Source organism: Psychrobacillus lasiicapitis (assembly GCF_006861795.1).
Lineage (GTDB): Bacteria > Bacillota > Bacilli > Bacillales_A > Planococcaceae > Psychrobacillus > Psychrobacillus lasiicapitis.
Genome location: NZ_VDGH01000001.1, coordinates 434,851 through 452,039, shown reverse-complemented (window position 1 = coordinate 452,039; position 17,189 = coordinate 434,851). Strand labels below are relative to the sequence as shown.

The window sequence follows — 17,189 nt, the reverse complement described above, 5'->3', positions numbered from 1 at the left end:
CATATGTGAGGGATTTCCATTGTATTTTCAACAATTACTGTTATTAATTATACACAAATTTCAAGGAGAAAGGTCATCTACAGCACCTTATTATTTATTGAAAGGGAAAAAATCTGGTCAAACAATTCAAGATGTGACGTACTTTCAACTGCATCCTTACTTTAGTTTATATCCAAAACTAGCAAAAGAAACATATGAGGAATTCATGAAGAATCTCCATGCAGAAGGCTTTATCGTAATGAATGAATCTAGGGTCGCTATTACTGAAAAAGGTTTGCATCAAATAGTTTCTATTCGACGTCCTTTTTATAATGGATGGGTCCTCCGGGGAAAAGAATTTATTTTTTGGGGACGTTTGGAATTAATCGTTCAGACGCTATCCCAGTTTCAAGGAAATGAAAAGAAGTTCGTGCCTGTTCAAAAAAGCAATGAGATTCATCATTTTGTTAAAGTATTTTTGCAGGAAAAAGATTTTCATTCGAGTTCTTTTGGTTCTCATTTTAAAAAGCAGTTGTTTCACTTGCTTGAAAACAATCGCTTACTAGAAATCCATCGTAATTTGTTTGTTTACCGTTTAAGTGGGTACAAAAATAGTGGGTTGACTTGGGAGCAACTTGCTAGTCACCATCATTTGAATGTTGTAGATGTGAAATTTTTATTCATCGAATGCTTACATATCCTTTTAAACGACATAACTGAAGAGAAATACCCAGATTTGCATGTATTAACGAAGGGTATTTACGTACAAAATCCTTTGACAGATTCCGCATCCAAAACTAGTCAATTATTTGCAAAAGGCTATTCGATCGAGGAAATAGCACGCATGCGTTTTTTAAAAGAAAATACGATAGAAGACCATGTAATTGAAATTGTTTCAGCTGATCCAGCTTTTCCTATTCAAGCCTTTATTTCAAATGAACAGGTTCAAAAAGTATTACATATTGCACGGGAGCGACAAACGAAAAAGTTAAAAATTATTCGTGAGGAGCTTCCTGATTTAAGTTATTTTCAAATTAGATTAGCGCTAACTAAAGGAGAAGAAATAAATGGATAAGTTAACTGAAGTATTAAAGTATAAATTTGGTTACGATTCATTTAGGGAAGGGCAAAAAGAAATAATAGAACAGGTAATAGCAGGACAAGATGTCGTTGCCATATTACCAACTGGTATGGGTAAGTCATTATTATATCAATTGCCAGGATATTTGATGGAAGGCTCAATCGTCATCGTTTCTCCCTTGCTTTCTTTAATGCAAGACCAGGTGGAGCAATTGAAAATATTAGGTGAAAAAAGAGTGGTTGCGATTAACTCTTTTTTATCCTTTGAGCAAAAGGAAAAGGTTTTTCGAAATTTGTCTTCTTACAAATTTATATTCACTTCCCCAGAAATGCTGCAAAATGACCGTTTTAATCATGCACTTTCTGCTATTCGTATTGCATATATTGTCGCGGATGAAGCACATTGTATTTCTCAATGGGGATTTGATTTTCGGCCAGACTATTTACGAATTGCAAAATGGTTACAACAATTTCGGCAAACAAATGTCCTTGCTTTAACTGCTACAGCAACTAGTAAAGTAGTGGAAGATATAAAAACGACATTATTAATGAGGGAGCCGTTTGAGTATATCCATTCCCTTGATCGGCCCGCCATTGCGTATGAGGCGGTTGAAGTTAAAGATGCAAAAGAAAAGCTTGCCTGGATTATCGGTAGAGTTACGTCCACCAATGGTCCTGGTATTTTGTATACACAGTCTCGTAAAAAAACAGAGATGTATGCACATGAATTACAAAAAAGAGGGATTCGTGTCGCGTATTATCATGCCAAAATGGAGCAGGATGATCGTATTTTAGTCCAACAACAGTTTCAGCAAGGCCAGCTGGAGTGGATTTGCGCAACGAATGCCTTTGGAATGGGAATACATAAGGATAATATTCGACAAATTATACATGACCATATTCCGACATCCATAGCAAGCTATATGCAAGAAGTGGGGAGAGCTGCACGTGACGGAGCGCAGTCTATTGCTTCCTTGCTATTTACAGCTACGGATGTAGAGCAGGCCTTCTATGTCGCGATGCAAGATTTCCCTGAAGAAGCGGATATTCGCCTTGCATATGAGTCCAATGATATATCATTACAATTACCGGAAACGACCACGAGGATATTGGATTACTGGAAAGAAGAGTTAAAAGAGCAAGAGACAATTCAATTATTTCAAACAATTAAACAAAAAAAATGGGCTGAAATCCTTTCTTTATATACGATGCTGCAAAATGAAGTATGTATACGAGAGCAATTGTTACACTACTTTGATGAAGAACTAACGAATCGTCCCAAGTATTGCTGCTCTAAGTGTTCACTACCTTTACAAGAAATTCTGGTAGAGAGAAAACAACGATCGGAACAAAAGGAAGAAATGAATTGGAAGATTAAATTAGATGAACTGTTACTTTCTTAATGCAGGCGAGAAGTTTACTTTTTCAACAAAATTCGGCATAATAGTAGTAGATATAATGGCAGAAATGGAGTTTGAAAAATATGAACCAAGACGACTATCAAAAGAAAATAGATGAACATAGACAATCCATCCATGTAGAGGACGAAAACGTAGAGCTAAGAAGTCGTAGAAGATCAAATTCTGGAAAAAAAGCAAAGAAAAAATCAAAAAACATCCTATTACCGACTTTATTTTTTATTTTTATTCTAATACCGGTTTGTATTTTTCTATATGTGCAATTTATTTACACTCCTAAGGATACCGAAGAGGTACAGGAAGCGGGAATTATTCAAGTGGAGACCAAAACAATAACGAATAGCCCTAAAGAAGAGGAAGAAGAAAAAGAAGCTGCAGCAGCAGAAGATAAAAAAGTAGAAGAGGCTTCAGTAACAGAAGAACCAAAAGTAGAAGAGCCTAAAGTAGAACAACCAAAAATAGAACAACCAAAGACAGAGCAACCTAAAGTGGAAAAGCCAAAAGTAGAAGAGCCGAAAGTGGAACAACCAAAAAAGGAAACTCCATCTAGAACACATATTGTAAAAGAAAATGAAACACTGTACCGTATTGCAGTCAATTATTACAAGGACCCAAATGCAGTCGAAAAAATTAAATCTGCTAATGGTCTATCATCCAATGCTATTTCTGCAGGTCAAAAGTTAATCCTGCCTTAATAAATGTATCGAAAGAAGGTCACTTAGAATCTTCGCTGCATATATAGATAGAGAAGGTTCTAATTTCGAAAAGACGATTCATAAGTTTAGGTAGTGTAGACTTGAAAGGACAGGGGACTTCCCTGTCCTTTTATACATGCCTAGCGAAGTGATCTATTGTCTTGCCCCTTTCTCGGAGGCAAAGACAGAAGCTTTTTTACTTTATCCGGCATTAAAGGGCAGTAAAGACTCCCAGTTCAAGATTTAAGATAAACGAAAAGATAAGTGGGAGATCAACTGCTCGTAAAGCCCGATTGAATGACCACAGACTAAGTACGCAACATCGTGTTGCTCCTGCGCAAAGCTCGTCGCAAAATAAAAAAGCGTTTGCAACATCTGTGTGACCCACATCGTGTGGGCCTCAACTAACAAACAGTGGGGGATGACGGAGACTAAAAGCGCAACGTCCCCACTAGCACGTCCTGTACGTCGAAAAACCCCCACTGTTTGAAGTTTCACTTTATGATTAGGAGGTTTTTAGTTGGTATATATCCTTTTGGTAGTATCCGGTTTGGCAGTCTGCCTTTTACTTTACATGCTCTACTTGGCATTTCAAGTTAATGTAAAAAACCATAAGCTTCAGGTGAAAGAAATGAGACCAGGTTCCCAAGTGCATCTTTTTTTTATTTCGGATATTCACCGTCGTAAAATAGATAGCAAACTCATTCACTCGCTTATGGGCAAGGTAGATATCGTGATTATCGGAGGAGATCTCACTGAAAAAGGGGTTCCTTTACAACGAACGGCACATAATATCGAGCAACTAAAAAAACTGGGAGAGGTTTTTTACGTATTTGGCAACAATGACCGAGAAGTGGGGGAGCAAAATTTAATTCGTATATTAGAAAAAAATGATGTTCATCTATTGGTCAATAGATCCGTCGAACGGACTGTTGATGGTACACCGATTCGCCTTGTTGGAGTCAACGATGGATTTAGTGGTAAAGTAAATATATATGACGCGTTTCAAGATGTAAAAGAAGAGGATATTGTTATTTTCATCACCCATGCGCCTGCATATTTTAATAACGCTAAAAAAGTAAGTAAACCGCATTTGTTCTTAGCAGGACATCTACATGGCGGCCAAATCCGTTTTGGACCATTTGGTATTTATGAAAACGGTACTTTTAAAGAAAAAGATTTTAGTGCGGAGCTTGTTAGCAATGGCTTTGGAACGACAGGCGTGCCTCTTCGATTAGGTGCAAAATCGGAGTGTCATGTGATTACAATGTACGGTGAATAATAACACCGTGTGAAAGGGAAGGAAGTTTTTACAAGTGGTACAACAAGTTGATGTCATTATCGTTGGAGGAGGACCATGTGGGCTAGCAGCTGCTATTTCCATGCAAAATATTGGTTTACATACACTAGTGATTGAAAAAGGGAATATTGTGGAGGCAATCTATAAGTATCCAACACACCAAACATTTTTTAGCACAAGTGAAAAGCTAGCAATTGGAGATGTTCCTTTTCTCGTGGAAGAACGGAAACCAAAGCGCAATCAAGCTTTGGTCTACTATAGAGAAGTTGCAAAACTAAAAAACATACAAGTGAACAAATATGAATATGTTAGTCAGGTGGAAAAAGAAAGAGATTATTTCATCGTCCAAACATCGAAAGCTACGTATCATGCAACGTACGTCATTATTGCAACCGGTTATTACGATCATCCGAATTTTATAGGTATACCAGGAGAGGATTTGCCGAAAGTAAGCCATTATTTTAAAGAGGGGCATCCATTTTTTGATCACCAGGTACTAGTGATTGGCGGTAAAAACTCTGCAATTGATGCAGCGCTTGAGTTAAATAAAGCAAAAGCGAATGTTACGGTTGTGTATCGTGGAAGTACGTATTCTCCAAGTATAAAACCATGGGTATTGCCAGAGTTTGAGGGGCTCGTTCGAAATGGTGAAATCGACATGCATTTTGACACAGAAGTAATATCTATCGATGAACAAGAAGTCATATTAAAAGGAACGGACGGGGAATTTCAAATAAAAAATGATTTCGTATTTGCAATGACCGGCTACCATCCGAATCATAGTTTTTTAAAGCAAATGGGGATTGAAATTGATCCTACTACCGGTCGTCCTACATATAATGCAGAAACAATGGAAACCAATATAGAAGGAATTTTTATAGCCGGGGTTATTGCTGCAGGTAACAATGCAAATGAAATATTTATAGAAAATGGTCGTTTCCACGGAGACCAAATAGCAAAAGAAATAGAAAAAAAGCGCAAAGAAAGTTAAATCTTTGCGCTTTTTACAGCGAATAAGTTGGATGGCGAATGCAATATGCCATTATTTTTCACAATATTAGACAGAAAAGATTTTGCTCATAGCATCACGAGGATTCGTATTATGCAACGCAACGAGGAGTGCTAGTCTTGCCTTTTGTCCATTTAGGCCATTGGCGAACATCACACCTAGATCTTTTAAGCCCTTCCCGCCACCTAAATAACCATATACGTCTTGGGCTATTCCATTAAAGCATCTTGAGACAATCACAATTGGTATTTCTTTTTTTAGAATTTCATCTATGATTGGAGTTAGACTAGGTGGAACATTTCCTTGTCCTAGACCTTCCAGCACAATGCCTGAATATCCTAATTGAATGGATGCTGCCAACAAATCAGGCTCCATTCCCGCGTATACTTTAAAGAGTGCAACTCTCTGTGAAATCTCTTCAATAGGTAATACTGTACGATGGAGCGGTGTATGGTGAAAATGTACAATACTTTTTGAGATAAAGCCAATCGGACCGTATTGAGGGCTCTGGAATGTACTTACATTGCTGGCGTGCGTCTTTGTAACATTCTCCGCAGTATGTATTTCATCATTTAATACAACTAAAACTCCCTTATCCTGCGCTTCTTCTGAACAAGCAACTTTGATAGCAGAAACTAAATTATATAGGCCATCTGATCCTATTTCATTGGAAGAACGCATTGCCCCTGTAATAACAACTGGTATAGAAGTATTAAGAGTTAAGTCTAAAAAGTAAGCAGTTTCCTCCAATGTGTCCGTTCCGTGGGTAATTACTACTCCGTCAATCGTTTGTTCACGCATATATTGTTCTATTATTTGCTTCAGCTTGAACATTTCTTTTGGCGTAATATGTGGCGATGGCAAATTAAAAGCTTCTATTTCTATAATATTGGCAAATTGCTTCAGTTTTTCGCCTTCTAAAATAAGAGGATTATTCTCCGCGGGAACGACAGCACCGGTATCCGCTTGTACTTGCATGGAAATAGTTCCGCCTGTATGAATAAGTAAAATAGATTTCACAATAAAACCTCCGTAATTTTTACAATTTATCGATAAAAAGATGTATAATAAAGATAATCTATTGGAAGGAGTACGCATATGTTCATACTGCTTTCCGTTGCAATTGCGCCAGCACTTGCACTTTTAAGTTATTTTTATTTACGTAAAGAAATCGCAAAAGAGCCTTCCAAATTATTATTACATTCTTTTATATATGGTGCCATCTTAACATTTCCCATCTTATTTATTCAACATGTGATTGAAGAGGAAGAGCTATTTAGTTCTTTATTTATTCATCAAGCACTTATTACAAGTGCTTTGGAAGAATTCTTTAAATGGCTAATATTAGTTATCGCTATCTACAAACATATAGAGTTTGATGACCCGTATGATGGGATCTTGTATGGTGCTAGTGTTGCCCTGGGATTTGCGACTGTCGAAAATATTTTGTTCTTACTAAACTTTGGGATGGATGCGGCATTTATGCGTGCCTTACTACCAGTCTCAAGTCATGCTTTATTTGGTGTAGTGATGGGCTATTATTTAGGAAGAGCAAAATTTGCTGCATCTAAAAAAGCAAAAAATGAAATTATGTATGCTTTTATAGCCTCCTTTGTTTTACACACTATTTATAATAGCATTTTGATCATTAAAGGTTTGGAATTACTACTAATAGTACCTTTCATGCTATTTTTATGGCTATTTGGTTTATCGAAGGCAAAAAAAGCTCATATTTTATCGCGTCATAAAAGAATGGAGCAGCATGAATATTTTATTGGAGAGGAAATCTAGCGAGTAGCTAGATTTTTTTTGTATATTTACGCACATCTTATCCAAGCTAGATATAAAGGAGAGATGTCGTTTGAAAAAACTAAAGTATATCCTAATTAGCTTAATATTTTGTACGGCGAGCTATGCGATTTTACAGGAAGAACAACCTACTCAGGCTTTCTCCACGCAAATAGTTGAACGTGGAGCCTACGGGGACGATGTAATTGAATTACAGTCTAGACTTCAATACACGGGATTTTATACAAGTCAAATAGATGGGAAATTTGGTTATAACACATATTGGGCACTTCGTAACTTTCAAGAAAAGTATGGAATCCCGGTGGATGGATTGCTAGGAGAGGATACGAAGAAGAAGCTTGTAAGTGTTTCCGAGTTCAATAAAGAATTTGTCCATGAACAAATTAAAAAAGGAAATAGCTTTACAACTTATGGTGGACAGGATTTAGAAAAACAAGTTAAGAACCAGCAATCGGAAAGTTCCAATATGCAGCTTCCACCAAAGTATTCGGAAAAAGATTTAAAACTAATTGCCAATGCAGTATATGGGGAAGCTAGAGGAGAACCTTATGAAGGGCAAGTGGCAGTTGCTGCCGTAATCTTAAACAGAGTAGAGCATCCCGATTTTCCAAATACCATTTCAGAGGTAATTTTTCAACCACTAGCATTTACTGCAGTAGCGGATGGTCAAATTTGGCTAGAGCCAAATGAACGTGCAAAAGAAGCAGTACTCGATGCATTGAATGGATGGGACCCAACAGAAAATGCTATCTATTACTTCAATCCAAAGACAGCAACGAGTAAATGGATTTGGTCAAGACCACAAATAAAAACAATCGGACAGCATATTTTCTGTGCATAAGGAGATCATATGAAAAAATTTATATGGGTAATTGTCGCTACTGCCGCAGTCGTATTCCTTGTGTACCATTTTAACGTTCAATCTAAAAATACTCGGTTGGAAAATGCCTTGGCAAGTCAATACTCCAATCAATTAACCTCTGCTTCCGAGAAATTAATCACATTGAGTGAGTCCATAGATCAGACATTACTTTTTCAAGATAAAGAGGCACTCGATCAGCCTTTAGAAGACGTGTGGAGACTATCCTCCGATGTTCGCGATTCGATATCCTCCCTACCGATAGATCATGAGACATCTACTGTGTGGATGAATTATTTAAATCGAATCGGAAATAGTGCTTCCCTAGTAAAGGAAGGTAAAATACCGGTCGAGGAATGGCAAAAAAGCATGAAGGATGCAAGAGAAAATTTAATCTCTCTATCCGACCAATGGGCTTTTACGAATCGAAATGGCGGCAAAAAGGATTATATCGTTGCGTCCTTTGTAAACAATAAAGCAAATAAAGAAAACGATAAAAACTGGAAGGCACTAGGTGATTCAGTAAAAGCTTACACAGAAAGTGACTTTCCTATGACAGCAAGTGAAACGGACAAACAAAAAAAGAAAGATTTACAACATATTAAAGACTCTGAAGTAACAGTTGAGCAAGTAAAACAAACTTTCGTCAAGCTATTTCCTGAGTTGAAAGACGCGACAATTCATATAACAGAAAGTGCAGAAAATGCGCCGTATCCTTTCTATCACGTTCAATTCCATAAAGGGATAAGAATAGGGTATGCGGATTTCACTAAAAAAGGTGGTCATTTACTTTCTTATTTATTGGAGCGACCTTTCGATAAGACAACGATAAGTGCAGAAACAATGAAAGAAAAAGCAAGCACTTATATGAAATCTTTCGGCTATACAGACACTGAAATGGTAGAGTATCGAGAAAACCATATTGCCTGGCATTTAGCTTTTGCCCGTGTTGATGCAAAAAATGATGCACTCATCTATGCGGATGGTATGCATCTGAAAATCGCAAAAGATAATGGGGAACTTTTAGGCTTAAATGCAATGGAATATATTCAAAAAGAAAATATTGGAGATCAAAAGGTTGTGCCAATCGATTACAAAGAGATCTTTTCAGGTGACTTCACAATTGAAGAAGAAAGATTGGCATATGTAGAGAACAAGGAGCTACAACAACGTCTTGCCTATGAAGTGTTAACAAGAAATGATTCAATAGGCACACATAGAACGTATATAGACGCCCAAACGCATGAAATATTACACACAGAAAAATTACCTTAAACATAACTTTAGATAGAAATATGCCTCATTAAGTGTCATAATAAGTATATTATGACACTTAATGAGGGTTGCTTATGAATATTAAACTTGGAACAGTACTCACTTTAGAGCCATCCACTTCAGAAAAACCAGAAAAATATCGATGCAAAATTATAGACAGCGATGATTACGCGATTTATGTTGATTATCCGGTAGATACAATTACAGGTAGAACCGTTTTTCTTATGGACGGAACACAGCTTCGTGTTTCCTATACAGAAGAGTCCAAAGCCGCATTTGCATTTCAAACAGAGGTACTAAGCAAGAAAAAAGGGCAAATCCCAATGATTAAGCTTTCTTTTCCAGGAGATTCAGAAATCATCAAAATACAACGTAGAGATTTTGTGCGGGTTGCAGCGAGACTTGATATATCGGTACAATTTGAAGACGAAAGGTATCAATTTGTGACCGATGATATTAGTGCCGGTGGGACAGCTGTCGTATTGAATCGTCCGGTGAATTTTAACGCTGATGATGAGGTTTCTTTATTGATTCCGCTTCCGTTTAATAATGGAGATACTAAATATGTAACGACTACTGCTAAAGCGATTCGAATTTTCCAAAGAGATTCAATCACATTGGCATCATTGCAATTTTCTGATACAGATGAAGTGGATAAGCAACTGATTGTCCGTTATTGTTTTGAACGGCAAGTCATGCTTAGGAAAAAAAGCAGGGATTAAAAGTCTGTATAAACAGGCTTTTTTTCTTTGAAGTGAAAGTAACAGATATTAAAATAGTATACACTTTTTTACTCCGAATCGAACTAGCTTAAGCGCTCTTTTCCTACACAAAGTTCGTGGTAGAAAAACATTGTCATTTGAAGTATACATAAGCGCTTACGCTTTTTAAGTTATATGGTAAAATAGATTCGAATAGAGTGGAGGCAAAAGTATGACAAAAAGAATTCAAGTCGCAATCGATGGACCGGCAGCTGCCGGAAAAAGCACTATAGCTAAAAAAACAGCAGAGTTATTAGGGTATACATATGTAGATACAGGGGCAATGTATCGCGCAATCACGTATAAAGCCATTCGCTTAAACATAGATTTGCAAGACGGAGAAAAATTAACGAAATTATTACATGACACTACAATCGACTTAAAACCTTCTGAAAATGGACAACTTGTATTTTTGGACAATGTAGAAGTAACGGAAGAAATTCGTTCCAAAGAAGTTACAAGTTCCGTTTCAGCAGTTTCTGCGCATGCAGATTTGCGAGAAGAAATGGTCGAAAGACAAGTGGATATGGGGAAAAACGGTGGTATCGTTATGGACGGCCGTGATATTGGCACGCATGTATTAACAAATGCGGAACTAAAGGTTTTCATGTCTGCTAGTGTGGAGGAACGTGCAAAGAGAAGATACTTAGAAAACCAAAAAAGAGGAATTCCTTCAAGTTTAGAAGAATTGATAGAAGAGATTGCTCTTCGGGACAAACTCGATAGTGAACGAGAAGCATCACCTTTAACGCAAGCAAGGGACGCAATCTATATTGATACGACTTCTCTTTCAATTGAAGAAGTATCTGCACAAATCATGCAGCTAGCAAAAGAAAGGATGGTGTAGTATGTATCTTTATTCCTTTGCAAAAACAGTTGTTTTCGGCATTCTAAAACCAATTTACAGATTTGAAGTAATTGGAGCAGAAAATTTTCCTAAAGAGGGAGGCATTTTATTATGTAGTAATCATATCGATAATTTAGATCCTCCCGTTGTCGGAATAAATGCGCCAAGACCAGTAAACTTTATGGCAAAAGAAGAGTTGTTCAACTTGCCTATTTTAAAAAGTATATTACCTGGTGTCCGTGCATTTCCTGTAAAAAGAGGAATGAGTGACCGAGATGCACTTCGCCGCGCTATTAAACTATTAAAAGATGGTGAAGTAGTTGGTCTTTTCCCAGAAGGAACGAGAAGTAAAGATGGACAACTAGGGAAAGGATTTAGTGGAGCAGGCTTTTTTGCTTTAAGAGGAGAGGCCAATGTTGTTCCTTGTGCAATTATTGGGCCTTATAAACCTTTTAAACGCTTAAAGGTAGTATACGGGGATGTAATTGATATGCAGCCATACCGTGAAAGAAAGGCATCCGCAGAAGAGGTAACAGAAGTAATTATGGCTCATATTGCAGAATTATTGGAGCAATATAAAACGAAATAATTAGATTTTTTCCATTTCAAAAGTGCTTCTTTTTGTATTTCTGTGCCAGTTCGCATAAAATAGATAAGAGACGTTGTGAAGGAGGAATATCATATGTCAGAAGAAATGAACTTAAACGACACACATGAGTTTAAAGAGGGAGATCTAGTAAAAGCATCGGTTGCACAGGTAGATGAGAAATCAGTGATTGTATCAATCGAAGGTGCACCTTTTGATGGTATCGTTCCTATTAGTGAACTATCTAGCTTGCATATTGAAAAAGCATCCGACGCCGTTTCCATCGGTGATGAACTGGAACTTATGATTACAAAAGTGGAAGAAGCTAATTTTGTTCTTTCTAAACGAAAAGTGGATGCCGAGAAAGCATGGGATCAACTTGAAAAGCAATTCCAATCAGGAGAAATTATTGAAACAGAAGTAAAAGAAGTAGTTAAAGGCGGACTAGTAGTCGATTTAGGTGTGCGTGGATTTATCCCTGCATCTCTAATAGAAGACCATTTCGTTGAATCATTTGATGATTATAAAGGAAGAGTTTTAACCTTTAAAATTGTCGAATTAGAAAAAGATAAAAATCGTTTAATCCTTTCCCATAAAGCAGTGGTGGAAGATGAAAAATCGGTTAGCAAACTAAAAACATTAGAGGCTATCCAGCCTGGAGATGTTGTAGATGGTACAGTTCAACGCTTAGCGTCCTTTGGAGCGTTCGTGGATATCGGTGGAGTAGACGGACTTGTGCATATTTCACAAGTATCCTACGAGCATTTAGATAATGTTGCGGACGTTTTAAAAGAAGGACAGAAAGTGAAAGTTAAAGTATTATCGATTGATCGTGATTCGGAAAGAATTTCATTATCGATCAAAGATACATTGCCTGGACCATGGGATGAAATTGCAGAAAAGGCTGCAAAAGGATCTGTTTTAACTGGTAAAGTAAAACGACTGGTTTCTTACGGAGCATTTGTAGAAGTGCTTCCAGGTGTGGAAGGGCTTGTTCATATTTCACAAATCGCCCACAAGCATATCGGCACACCTCAAGAAGTGTTAAAAGAAGGCGATGAAGTACAAGTTAAAGTGCTAGACGTTAATAGCAGTGAAAAAAGGCTATCTCTAAGTATTAAAGATTTGATCGAAAACGAAGAAGCATTCGATTTGGCAGATTATCAGTTACCTGAAGAATCTAGAGGCTTCTCTATTAGTGATGTACTTGGAGACAAGTTAAAAGACTTTACAAAATAAGATAAGACATATAAAGGCCAGATGCTCATTAAGTGCATCTGGCCTTTAATAATTTATGCATTAATTTGTCACAAGTAAGGAACGCTTTATATGAATCTCAATAACTTGGTATGTAGTGGACGATTCTGGAATATATTAATAACGTCAAAATTTGAGTGAAAGAGGGATAGTATTTCTACGAAAAATATTGAAGTACTAGCAATAGAAGAAACTATTAAGGTATTTCTTGAATATGGAACCACTAGTCCGTCGTCAATTTGGGAAATATCGAATAAAGTAACAAATGAAATCGTTGATCTTTATTCGTTAGACACGTTTGAATCTGAAACAGAGATAAGAAAGCTATTATTGATGCATTTAAAGGATTTAGGAAATCTTCAAACTTAAAATATTGTACTGAAGAGCAACAATTGTTTCTTCACCCGTAATGCCTTATTTAGAAGGAATAAGTGAGTTGAACTACGCTAAACTAATCACTTATTGATATTTATATAATAGTCTTATAATTCACAAAGCAGTTGACTTCGACAAAGAAGTCGCCTGCTTTTGTCTTTTTGTTGTATAATACAACTTAGACGAAGTTGGAAGGATGAAATAGTAATGACAAAACCAGTAGTAGCAATCGTTGGTAGGCCAAATGTCGGCAAATCGACTATATTTAATCGTATCGTAGGAGAACGTGTATCTATCGTGGAGGATATTCCGGGTATAACACGTGATCGTATATATAGTTCTGCCGATTGGTTGACACATGAATTTAATATTATTGATACAGGTGGTATCGAACTAAGCGATGAACCTTTTTTAGAACAAATTAAACAACAGGCAGAAATCGCAATGGATGAAGCGGATGTAATTATCTTCTTAACAAATGGACGAGAAGGTGTTACAGCAGCAGACGAGTATGTTGCTAAAATTTTGTATAAAACGAAAAAGCCAATTGTTTTGGCCGTAAACAAAATTGATAATCCGGATATGCGTGAAATGATCTATGATTTCTATACATTAGGAATGGGCGAACCATTTCCTATTTCAGGATCTCACGGATTAGGATTAGGGGACTTACTTGACGAAGTAGCAAAAAACTTCCCTAATGTAGAAGATCAAGAATACGGTGAAGATGTCATTAAATTCTCTTTAATCGGAAGACCGAATGTTGGGAAATCATCTTTAGTCAATTCATTTTTAGGACAAGAACGTGTCATTGTCAGTGATATCGCTGGAACGACTCGTGATGCAATTGATACAGAGTATTCGTTTGACGGGCAAGAATACGTCATGATCGATACAGCTGGAATGCGTAAAAAAGGAAAAGTATACGAAACGACGGAGAAATATAGTGTGCTTCGTGCTTTAAAGGCGATTGAACGCTCCGACGTTGTGTTAGTCGTTCTAAACGCAGAAGAGGGTATTCAAGAGCAAGATAAGAAAATTGCAGGCTATGCCCATGAAGGCGGTAAAGCAGTTATCATCGTCATGAACAAATGGGATGCTATTGAAAAAGACGATAAAACAATGAATGAAATGACGAAATCGATTCGTGAACATTTCCAATTTTTAGATTATGCGCCGATCGTGTTCGTTTCTGCGAAAACGAAGCAACGTGTGCATAGCTTGTTGCCAATCGTAAACAAAGTAAGCGAAAATCATTCACTACGCGTGCAATCTTCTGTTTTAAATGAAGTAATTGAAGATTCAGTAGCACGTAATCCAGCTCCAACAGATAAAGGAAAAAGATTACGTATTTACTATGCAACACAAGTGGCAATTAAACCACCAACATTTGTTGTGTTTGTAAACGAGCCAGAGATGATGCATTTCTCATACGAGCGCTTTTTAGAAAACCGTATTCGTGAATCCTTTGATTTTGAAGGGACTCCAATACGCATCATTACTCGCGCAAGAACTTGAGTGTAAGGGGGCGTAATGAAATGGAGAAAGTAACTGTACTTGGTGCAGGTAGCTGGGGAACAGCGCTAGCAATGGTGCTTGCCCATAATGATAATGATTGTCTTTTGTGGTCCCATCGGGAAGATCAAGCAAGAGAAATTAACGAACATCATACAAATAAAAAGTATTTACCAGATACTTTGTTACCAAGCAATTTAAAAGCTACAAGTCATTTTGAGGAAGCGATTCATCATGCATCTACTATCGTGATCGCAGTACCAACAAAAGCGATTCGAGAAGTTTGTCATGATATGAAAACTTTTTTAATGGAGAAAAAATTATTTGTACATGTTTCAAAAGGGATTGAACCCGATTCATTAAAGCGCATTTCTGAAATGCTAGAGGAGGAACTACCTGCTGATTTCACAGATGCGATTGTAGTGTTATCTGGACCTAGTCACGCAGAGGAAGTAGTTTTGCAGCATCCTACTACAGTCACTGTAGCAAGCGAAAAAATGGAAGCAGCAGAAAAAGTGCAAGATTTATTCATGAATAATTCTTTCCGTGTCTATACCAATGATGACGTTGTAGGTGTAGAAATAGGAGGAGCATTAAAAAATGTCATTGCATTAGCTGCTGGAATCGTAGATGGTCTTGGTTACGGAGACAATGCAAAGGCTGCACTTATTACAAGAGGGCTAGCAGAAATCACGAGACTTGGCATCAGCTTAGGAGCGGATGCCTACACGTTCTCAGGTTTAACTGGCATGGGTGATTTAATCGTGACCTGTACAAGTGTCCATTCTAGAAACTGGCGAGCTGGAAATATGCTTGGTAAAGGCGCAAGCCTCCAAACGGTATTAGATGAGATGGGAATGGTCGTAGAAGGTGTTCGTACGACGAAAGCCGCTTATCAACTAGCGAAAGAGCAACAAGTAGATATGCCGATTACGGAAGCCTTGTATTCGGTGTTATTTGAAGGTATTCATCCGAAGGAAGCAGTCGATATTTTGATGCATCGCACGAAAAAGCATGAGTTAGATGATTATAAATCGTTCTAAATTTGTCACAAAGAAAAGAGTTGTTGAATAGCAACTCTTTTTTGAAATGTTATAATTTAACTTAATTCACCTATGGTCCGTGGGCCACCGCTGAATTTTGAGGAACTCTAGCTAAGATTGCCGCGTCCTGCGTCAATGCCTGAGTGACCAACAACGTGCAGACCCTTAGCTCGAGAAAAATCTGGACGAACATACGCCAAGTCGTATTTAGAAAGGTGGGGAAGTTTGTGTTACCTGTATTGTTAGTATCGTCAATGGATAAAATGTGGATATCATTTGGTTCCATGGGTTCTATGTTTTTAGCCATGCTTTTTATGTTTTTTGTGAAAACAAAATTTAAAAACGCTTTCTTAAAATTTATCTTTGGTCTAATCGCATACATATTGTTATTTATAGGCTTCATCACGATGATTTATATTATTTTTAATCCAACAAAAGCTTAGTAAGGAGATTCATATGAAAAAATTACGTTTACTAGCGATCCTTACAATAGGAATACTAGTATTAGCAGGTTGTAGTTATAAAAGTGGATATGAGCCAGAGAATTTATTGCCATATGAAGATCAATTGAATGCTGTACAAAATGCAGTCAATAGCTTTAAAGAAGATTCGGCTGGATTACTACCGATAAAAACACGTGATATGGAAACGGATCAATATATTAAATACCCGATTGATTTTAAAAAAGTAGTACCCGCATATATGGGGAAAGTACCAGCAAACTCCTATGAAGCAGGAGGAATTTACCAATATGTATTAATGGACGTAGAGGAAAATCCTACGGTGAAATTAGTAGATTTGCGCCTTGCAGATGCAATACGGGACATTAACTATCGTAAAGGAATCAATGGATATGGACCTGTAGCAGAAATAATTGCCGAAGGTGTATATAAACTAGACTACAAGAAAATGGGCTACAAAAACGAGTTATCCGTACAAAGCCCTTATTCCGACACGCAATTGCCTTTAGTAGCGACTGGAGATGGGAAAGTGTATGTGGACTATTCCATCGAGTTACACCGCCTGCTTCAAGAAAATAAGGTAGAAGTGAAACCAGGAGATGACATTCGCTTTTTACTCACGGATAATTTTGCCATTGTTCCTGCATATTCGCTACCATATACGGTAGATGAAAATAACGAGCCTGTATTCATGCTTACTCCTGCTAAGTAAAGACTATTTACTTAGACTTGGTTTTTGGTACACTTGGAGCTGAATAATAGTTAGGGAGGTGACTTTGTCACCTCCCTATTTTCGTTGATAAGGGGATACTGCTGGTATTTATGGGCGTCTGCTTGAAGTAAACTTGCTATTTTGAGAAACTGGTTGCTTTCACTATGAATCTGATTGCTCTTCGGATAGAATTAATTGTTTTCAATGA

At 37.2% G+C, this 17,189-nt stretch carries 17 protein-coding genes; 16 read left to right on the top strand and 1 reads right to left on the bottom strand.

From position 1 onward, the window contains the following. Nucleotides 1–19 precede the first annotated feature (19 nt). From FG382_RS02235 to FG382_RS02215, 5 genes are all read left to right on the top strand, one after another. Complete coding sequence (locus FG382_RS02235) at nucleotides 20–1,054, top strand: YpbB family protein (protein WP_142537234.1); 1,035 nt, start codon at nucleotides 20–22, stop codon at nucleotides 1,052–1,054. Then, nucleotides 1,047–2,462, top strand: coding sequence for a RecQ family ATP-dependent DNA helicase (locus FG382_RS02230; RefSeq protein ID WP_142537233.1), 1,416 nt, complete (start codon nucleotides 1,047–1,049; stop codon nucleotides 2,460–2,462). Before FG382_RS02235 ends, FG382_RS02230 begins: the two co-directional genes overlap by 8 nt. An 80-nt stretch (nucleotides 2,463–2,542) precedes the next feature. Further along, entirely contained in the window at nucleotides 2,543–3,172 is a 630-nt protein-coding gene (locus FG382_RS02225) for a LysM peptidoglycan-binding domain-containing protein (protein ID WP_142537232.1), read from the top strand. 520 nt (nucleotides 3,173–3,692) lie between these two features. Continuing rightward, nucleotides 3,693–4,454, top strand: coding sequence for a metallophosphoesterase (locus FG382_RS02220; RefSeq protein WP_142537231.1), 762 nt, complete (start codon nucleotides 3,693–3,695; stop codon nucleotides 4,452–4,454). Between the two features lie 34 nt (nucleotides 4,455–4,488). Beyond that, on the top strand, nucleotides 4,489–5,463 hold the full coding sequence (locus FG382_RS02215; RefSeq protein ID WP_142537230.1) for a YpdA family putative bacillithiol disulfide reductase: 975 nt from the start codon (nucleotides 4,489–4,491) through the stop codon (nucleotides 5,461–5,463). A 66-nt stretch (nucleotides 5,464–5,529) separates the two neighbouring features. Here the strand turns inward: FG382_RS02215 and FG382_RS02210 are convergent, their stop codons facing one another. After that, the gene (locus FG382_RS02210; RefSeq protein WP_280525879.1) at nucleotides 5,530–6,504 is read right to left on the bottom strand and encodes an asparaginase; all 975 of its coding nucleotides are present in this window, start codon (nucleotides 6,502–6,504) and stop codon (nucleotides 5,530–5,532) included. 75 nt (nucleotides 6,505–6,579) lie between these two features. Between FG382_RS02210 and prsW the strand changes: the two genes are divergently transcribed. From prsW to FG382_RS02155, 11 genes are all read left to right on the top strand, one after another. Continuing rightward, nucleotides 6,580–7,272, top strand: coding sequence for a glutamic-type intramembrane protease PrsW (gene prsW, locus FG382_RS02205; protein ID WP_142537228.1), 693 nt, complete (start codon nucleotides 6,580–6,582; stop codon nucleotides 7,270–7,272). 94 nt (nucleotides 7,273–7,366) lie between these two features. Continuing rightward, the gene (sleB, locus tag FG382_RS02200) at nucleotides 7,367–8,131 is read left to right on the top strand and encodes a spore cortex-lytic enzyme (RefSeq protein ID WP_229677346.1); all 765 of its coding nucleotides are present in this window, start codon (nucleotides 7,367–7,369) and stop codon (nucleotides 8,129–8,131) included. Nucleotides 8,132–8,140: 9 nt separating this feature from the next. After that, the gene (locus tag FG382_RS02195; RefSeq protein ID WP_142537226.1) at nucleotides 8,141–9,424 is read left to right on the top strand and encodes a PepSY1/2 domain-containing protein; all 1,284 of its coding nucleotides are present in this window, start codon (nucleotides 8,141–8,143) and stop codon (nucleotides 9,422–9,424) included. A 74-nt stretch (nucleotides 9,425–9,498) separates the two neighbouring features. Continuing rightward, on the top strand, nucleotides 9,499–10,146 hold the full coding sequence (locus FG382_RS02190) for a flagellar brake protein (RefSeq protein ID WP_142537225.1): 648 nt from the start codon (nucleotides 9,499–9,501) through the stop codon (nucleotides 10,144–10,146). Between the two features lie 211 nt (nucleotides 10,147–10,357). Next, on the top strand, nucleotides 10,358–11,032 hold the full coding sequence (cmk, locus tag FG382_RS02185) for a (d)CMP kinase (protein WP_142537224.1): 675 nt from the start codon (nucleotides 10,358–10,360) through the stop codon (nucleotides 11,030–11,032). A gap of 1 nt (nucleotide 11,033) precedes the next feature. Further along, entirely contained in the window at nucleotides 11,034–11,621 is a 588-nt protein-coding gene (locus tag FG382_RS02180; protein ID WP_142537223.1) for a lysophospholipid acyltransferase family protein, read from the top strand. A gap of 93 nt (nucleotides 11,622–11,714) precedes the next feature. Next, on the top strand, nucleotides 11,715–12,857 hold the full coding sequence (gene rpsA, locus FG382_RS02175) for a 30S ribosomal protein S1 (protein WP_142537222.1): 1,143 nt from the start codon (nucleotides 11,715–11,717) through the stop codon (nucleotides 12,855–12,857). A 600-nt stretch (nucleotides 12,858–13,457) separates the two neighbouring features. Next, nucleotides 13,458–14,768: a ribosome biogenesis GTPase Der gene (der, locus tag FG382_RS02170; protein ID WP_142537221.1), complete on the top strand. Its 1,311-nt coding sequence runs from the start codon at nucleotides 13,458–13,460 to the stop codon at nucleotides 14,766–14,768. A gap of 20 nt (nucleotides 14,769–14,788) precedes the next feature. Next, a complete protein-coding gene (locus FG382_RS02165) occupies nucleotides 14,789–15,808 on the top strand; it encodes an NAD(P)H-dependent glycerol-3-phosphate dehydrogenase (protein WP_142537220.1) in 1,020 nt (339 codons plus the stop codon). Between the two features lie 227 nt (nucleotides 15,809–16,035). Further along, a complete protein-coding gene (locus tag FG382_RS02160) occupies nucleotides 16,036–16,251 on the top strand; it encodes a DUF2768 domain-containing protein (RefSeq protein ID WP_229677319.1) in 216 nt (71 codons plus the stop codon). 13 nt (nucleotides 16,252–16,264) lie between these two features. Further along, complete coding sequence (locus tag FG382_RS02155; protein ID WP_142537219.1) at nucleotides 16,265–16,981, top strand: hypothetical protein; 717 nt, start codon at nucleotides 16,265–16,267, stop codon at nucleotides 16,979–16,981. Nucleotides 16,982–17,189 lie beyond the last annotated feature (208 nt).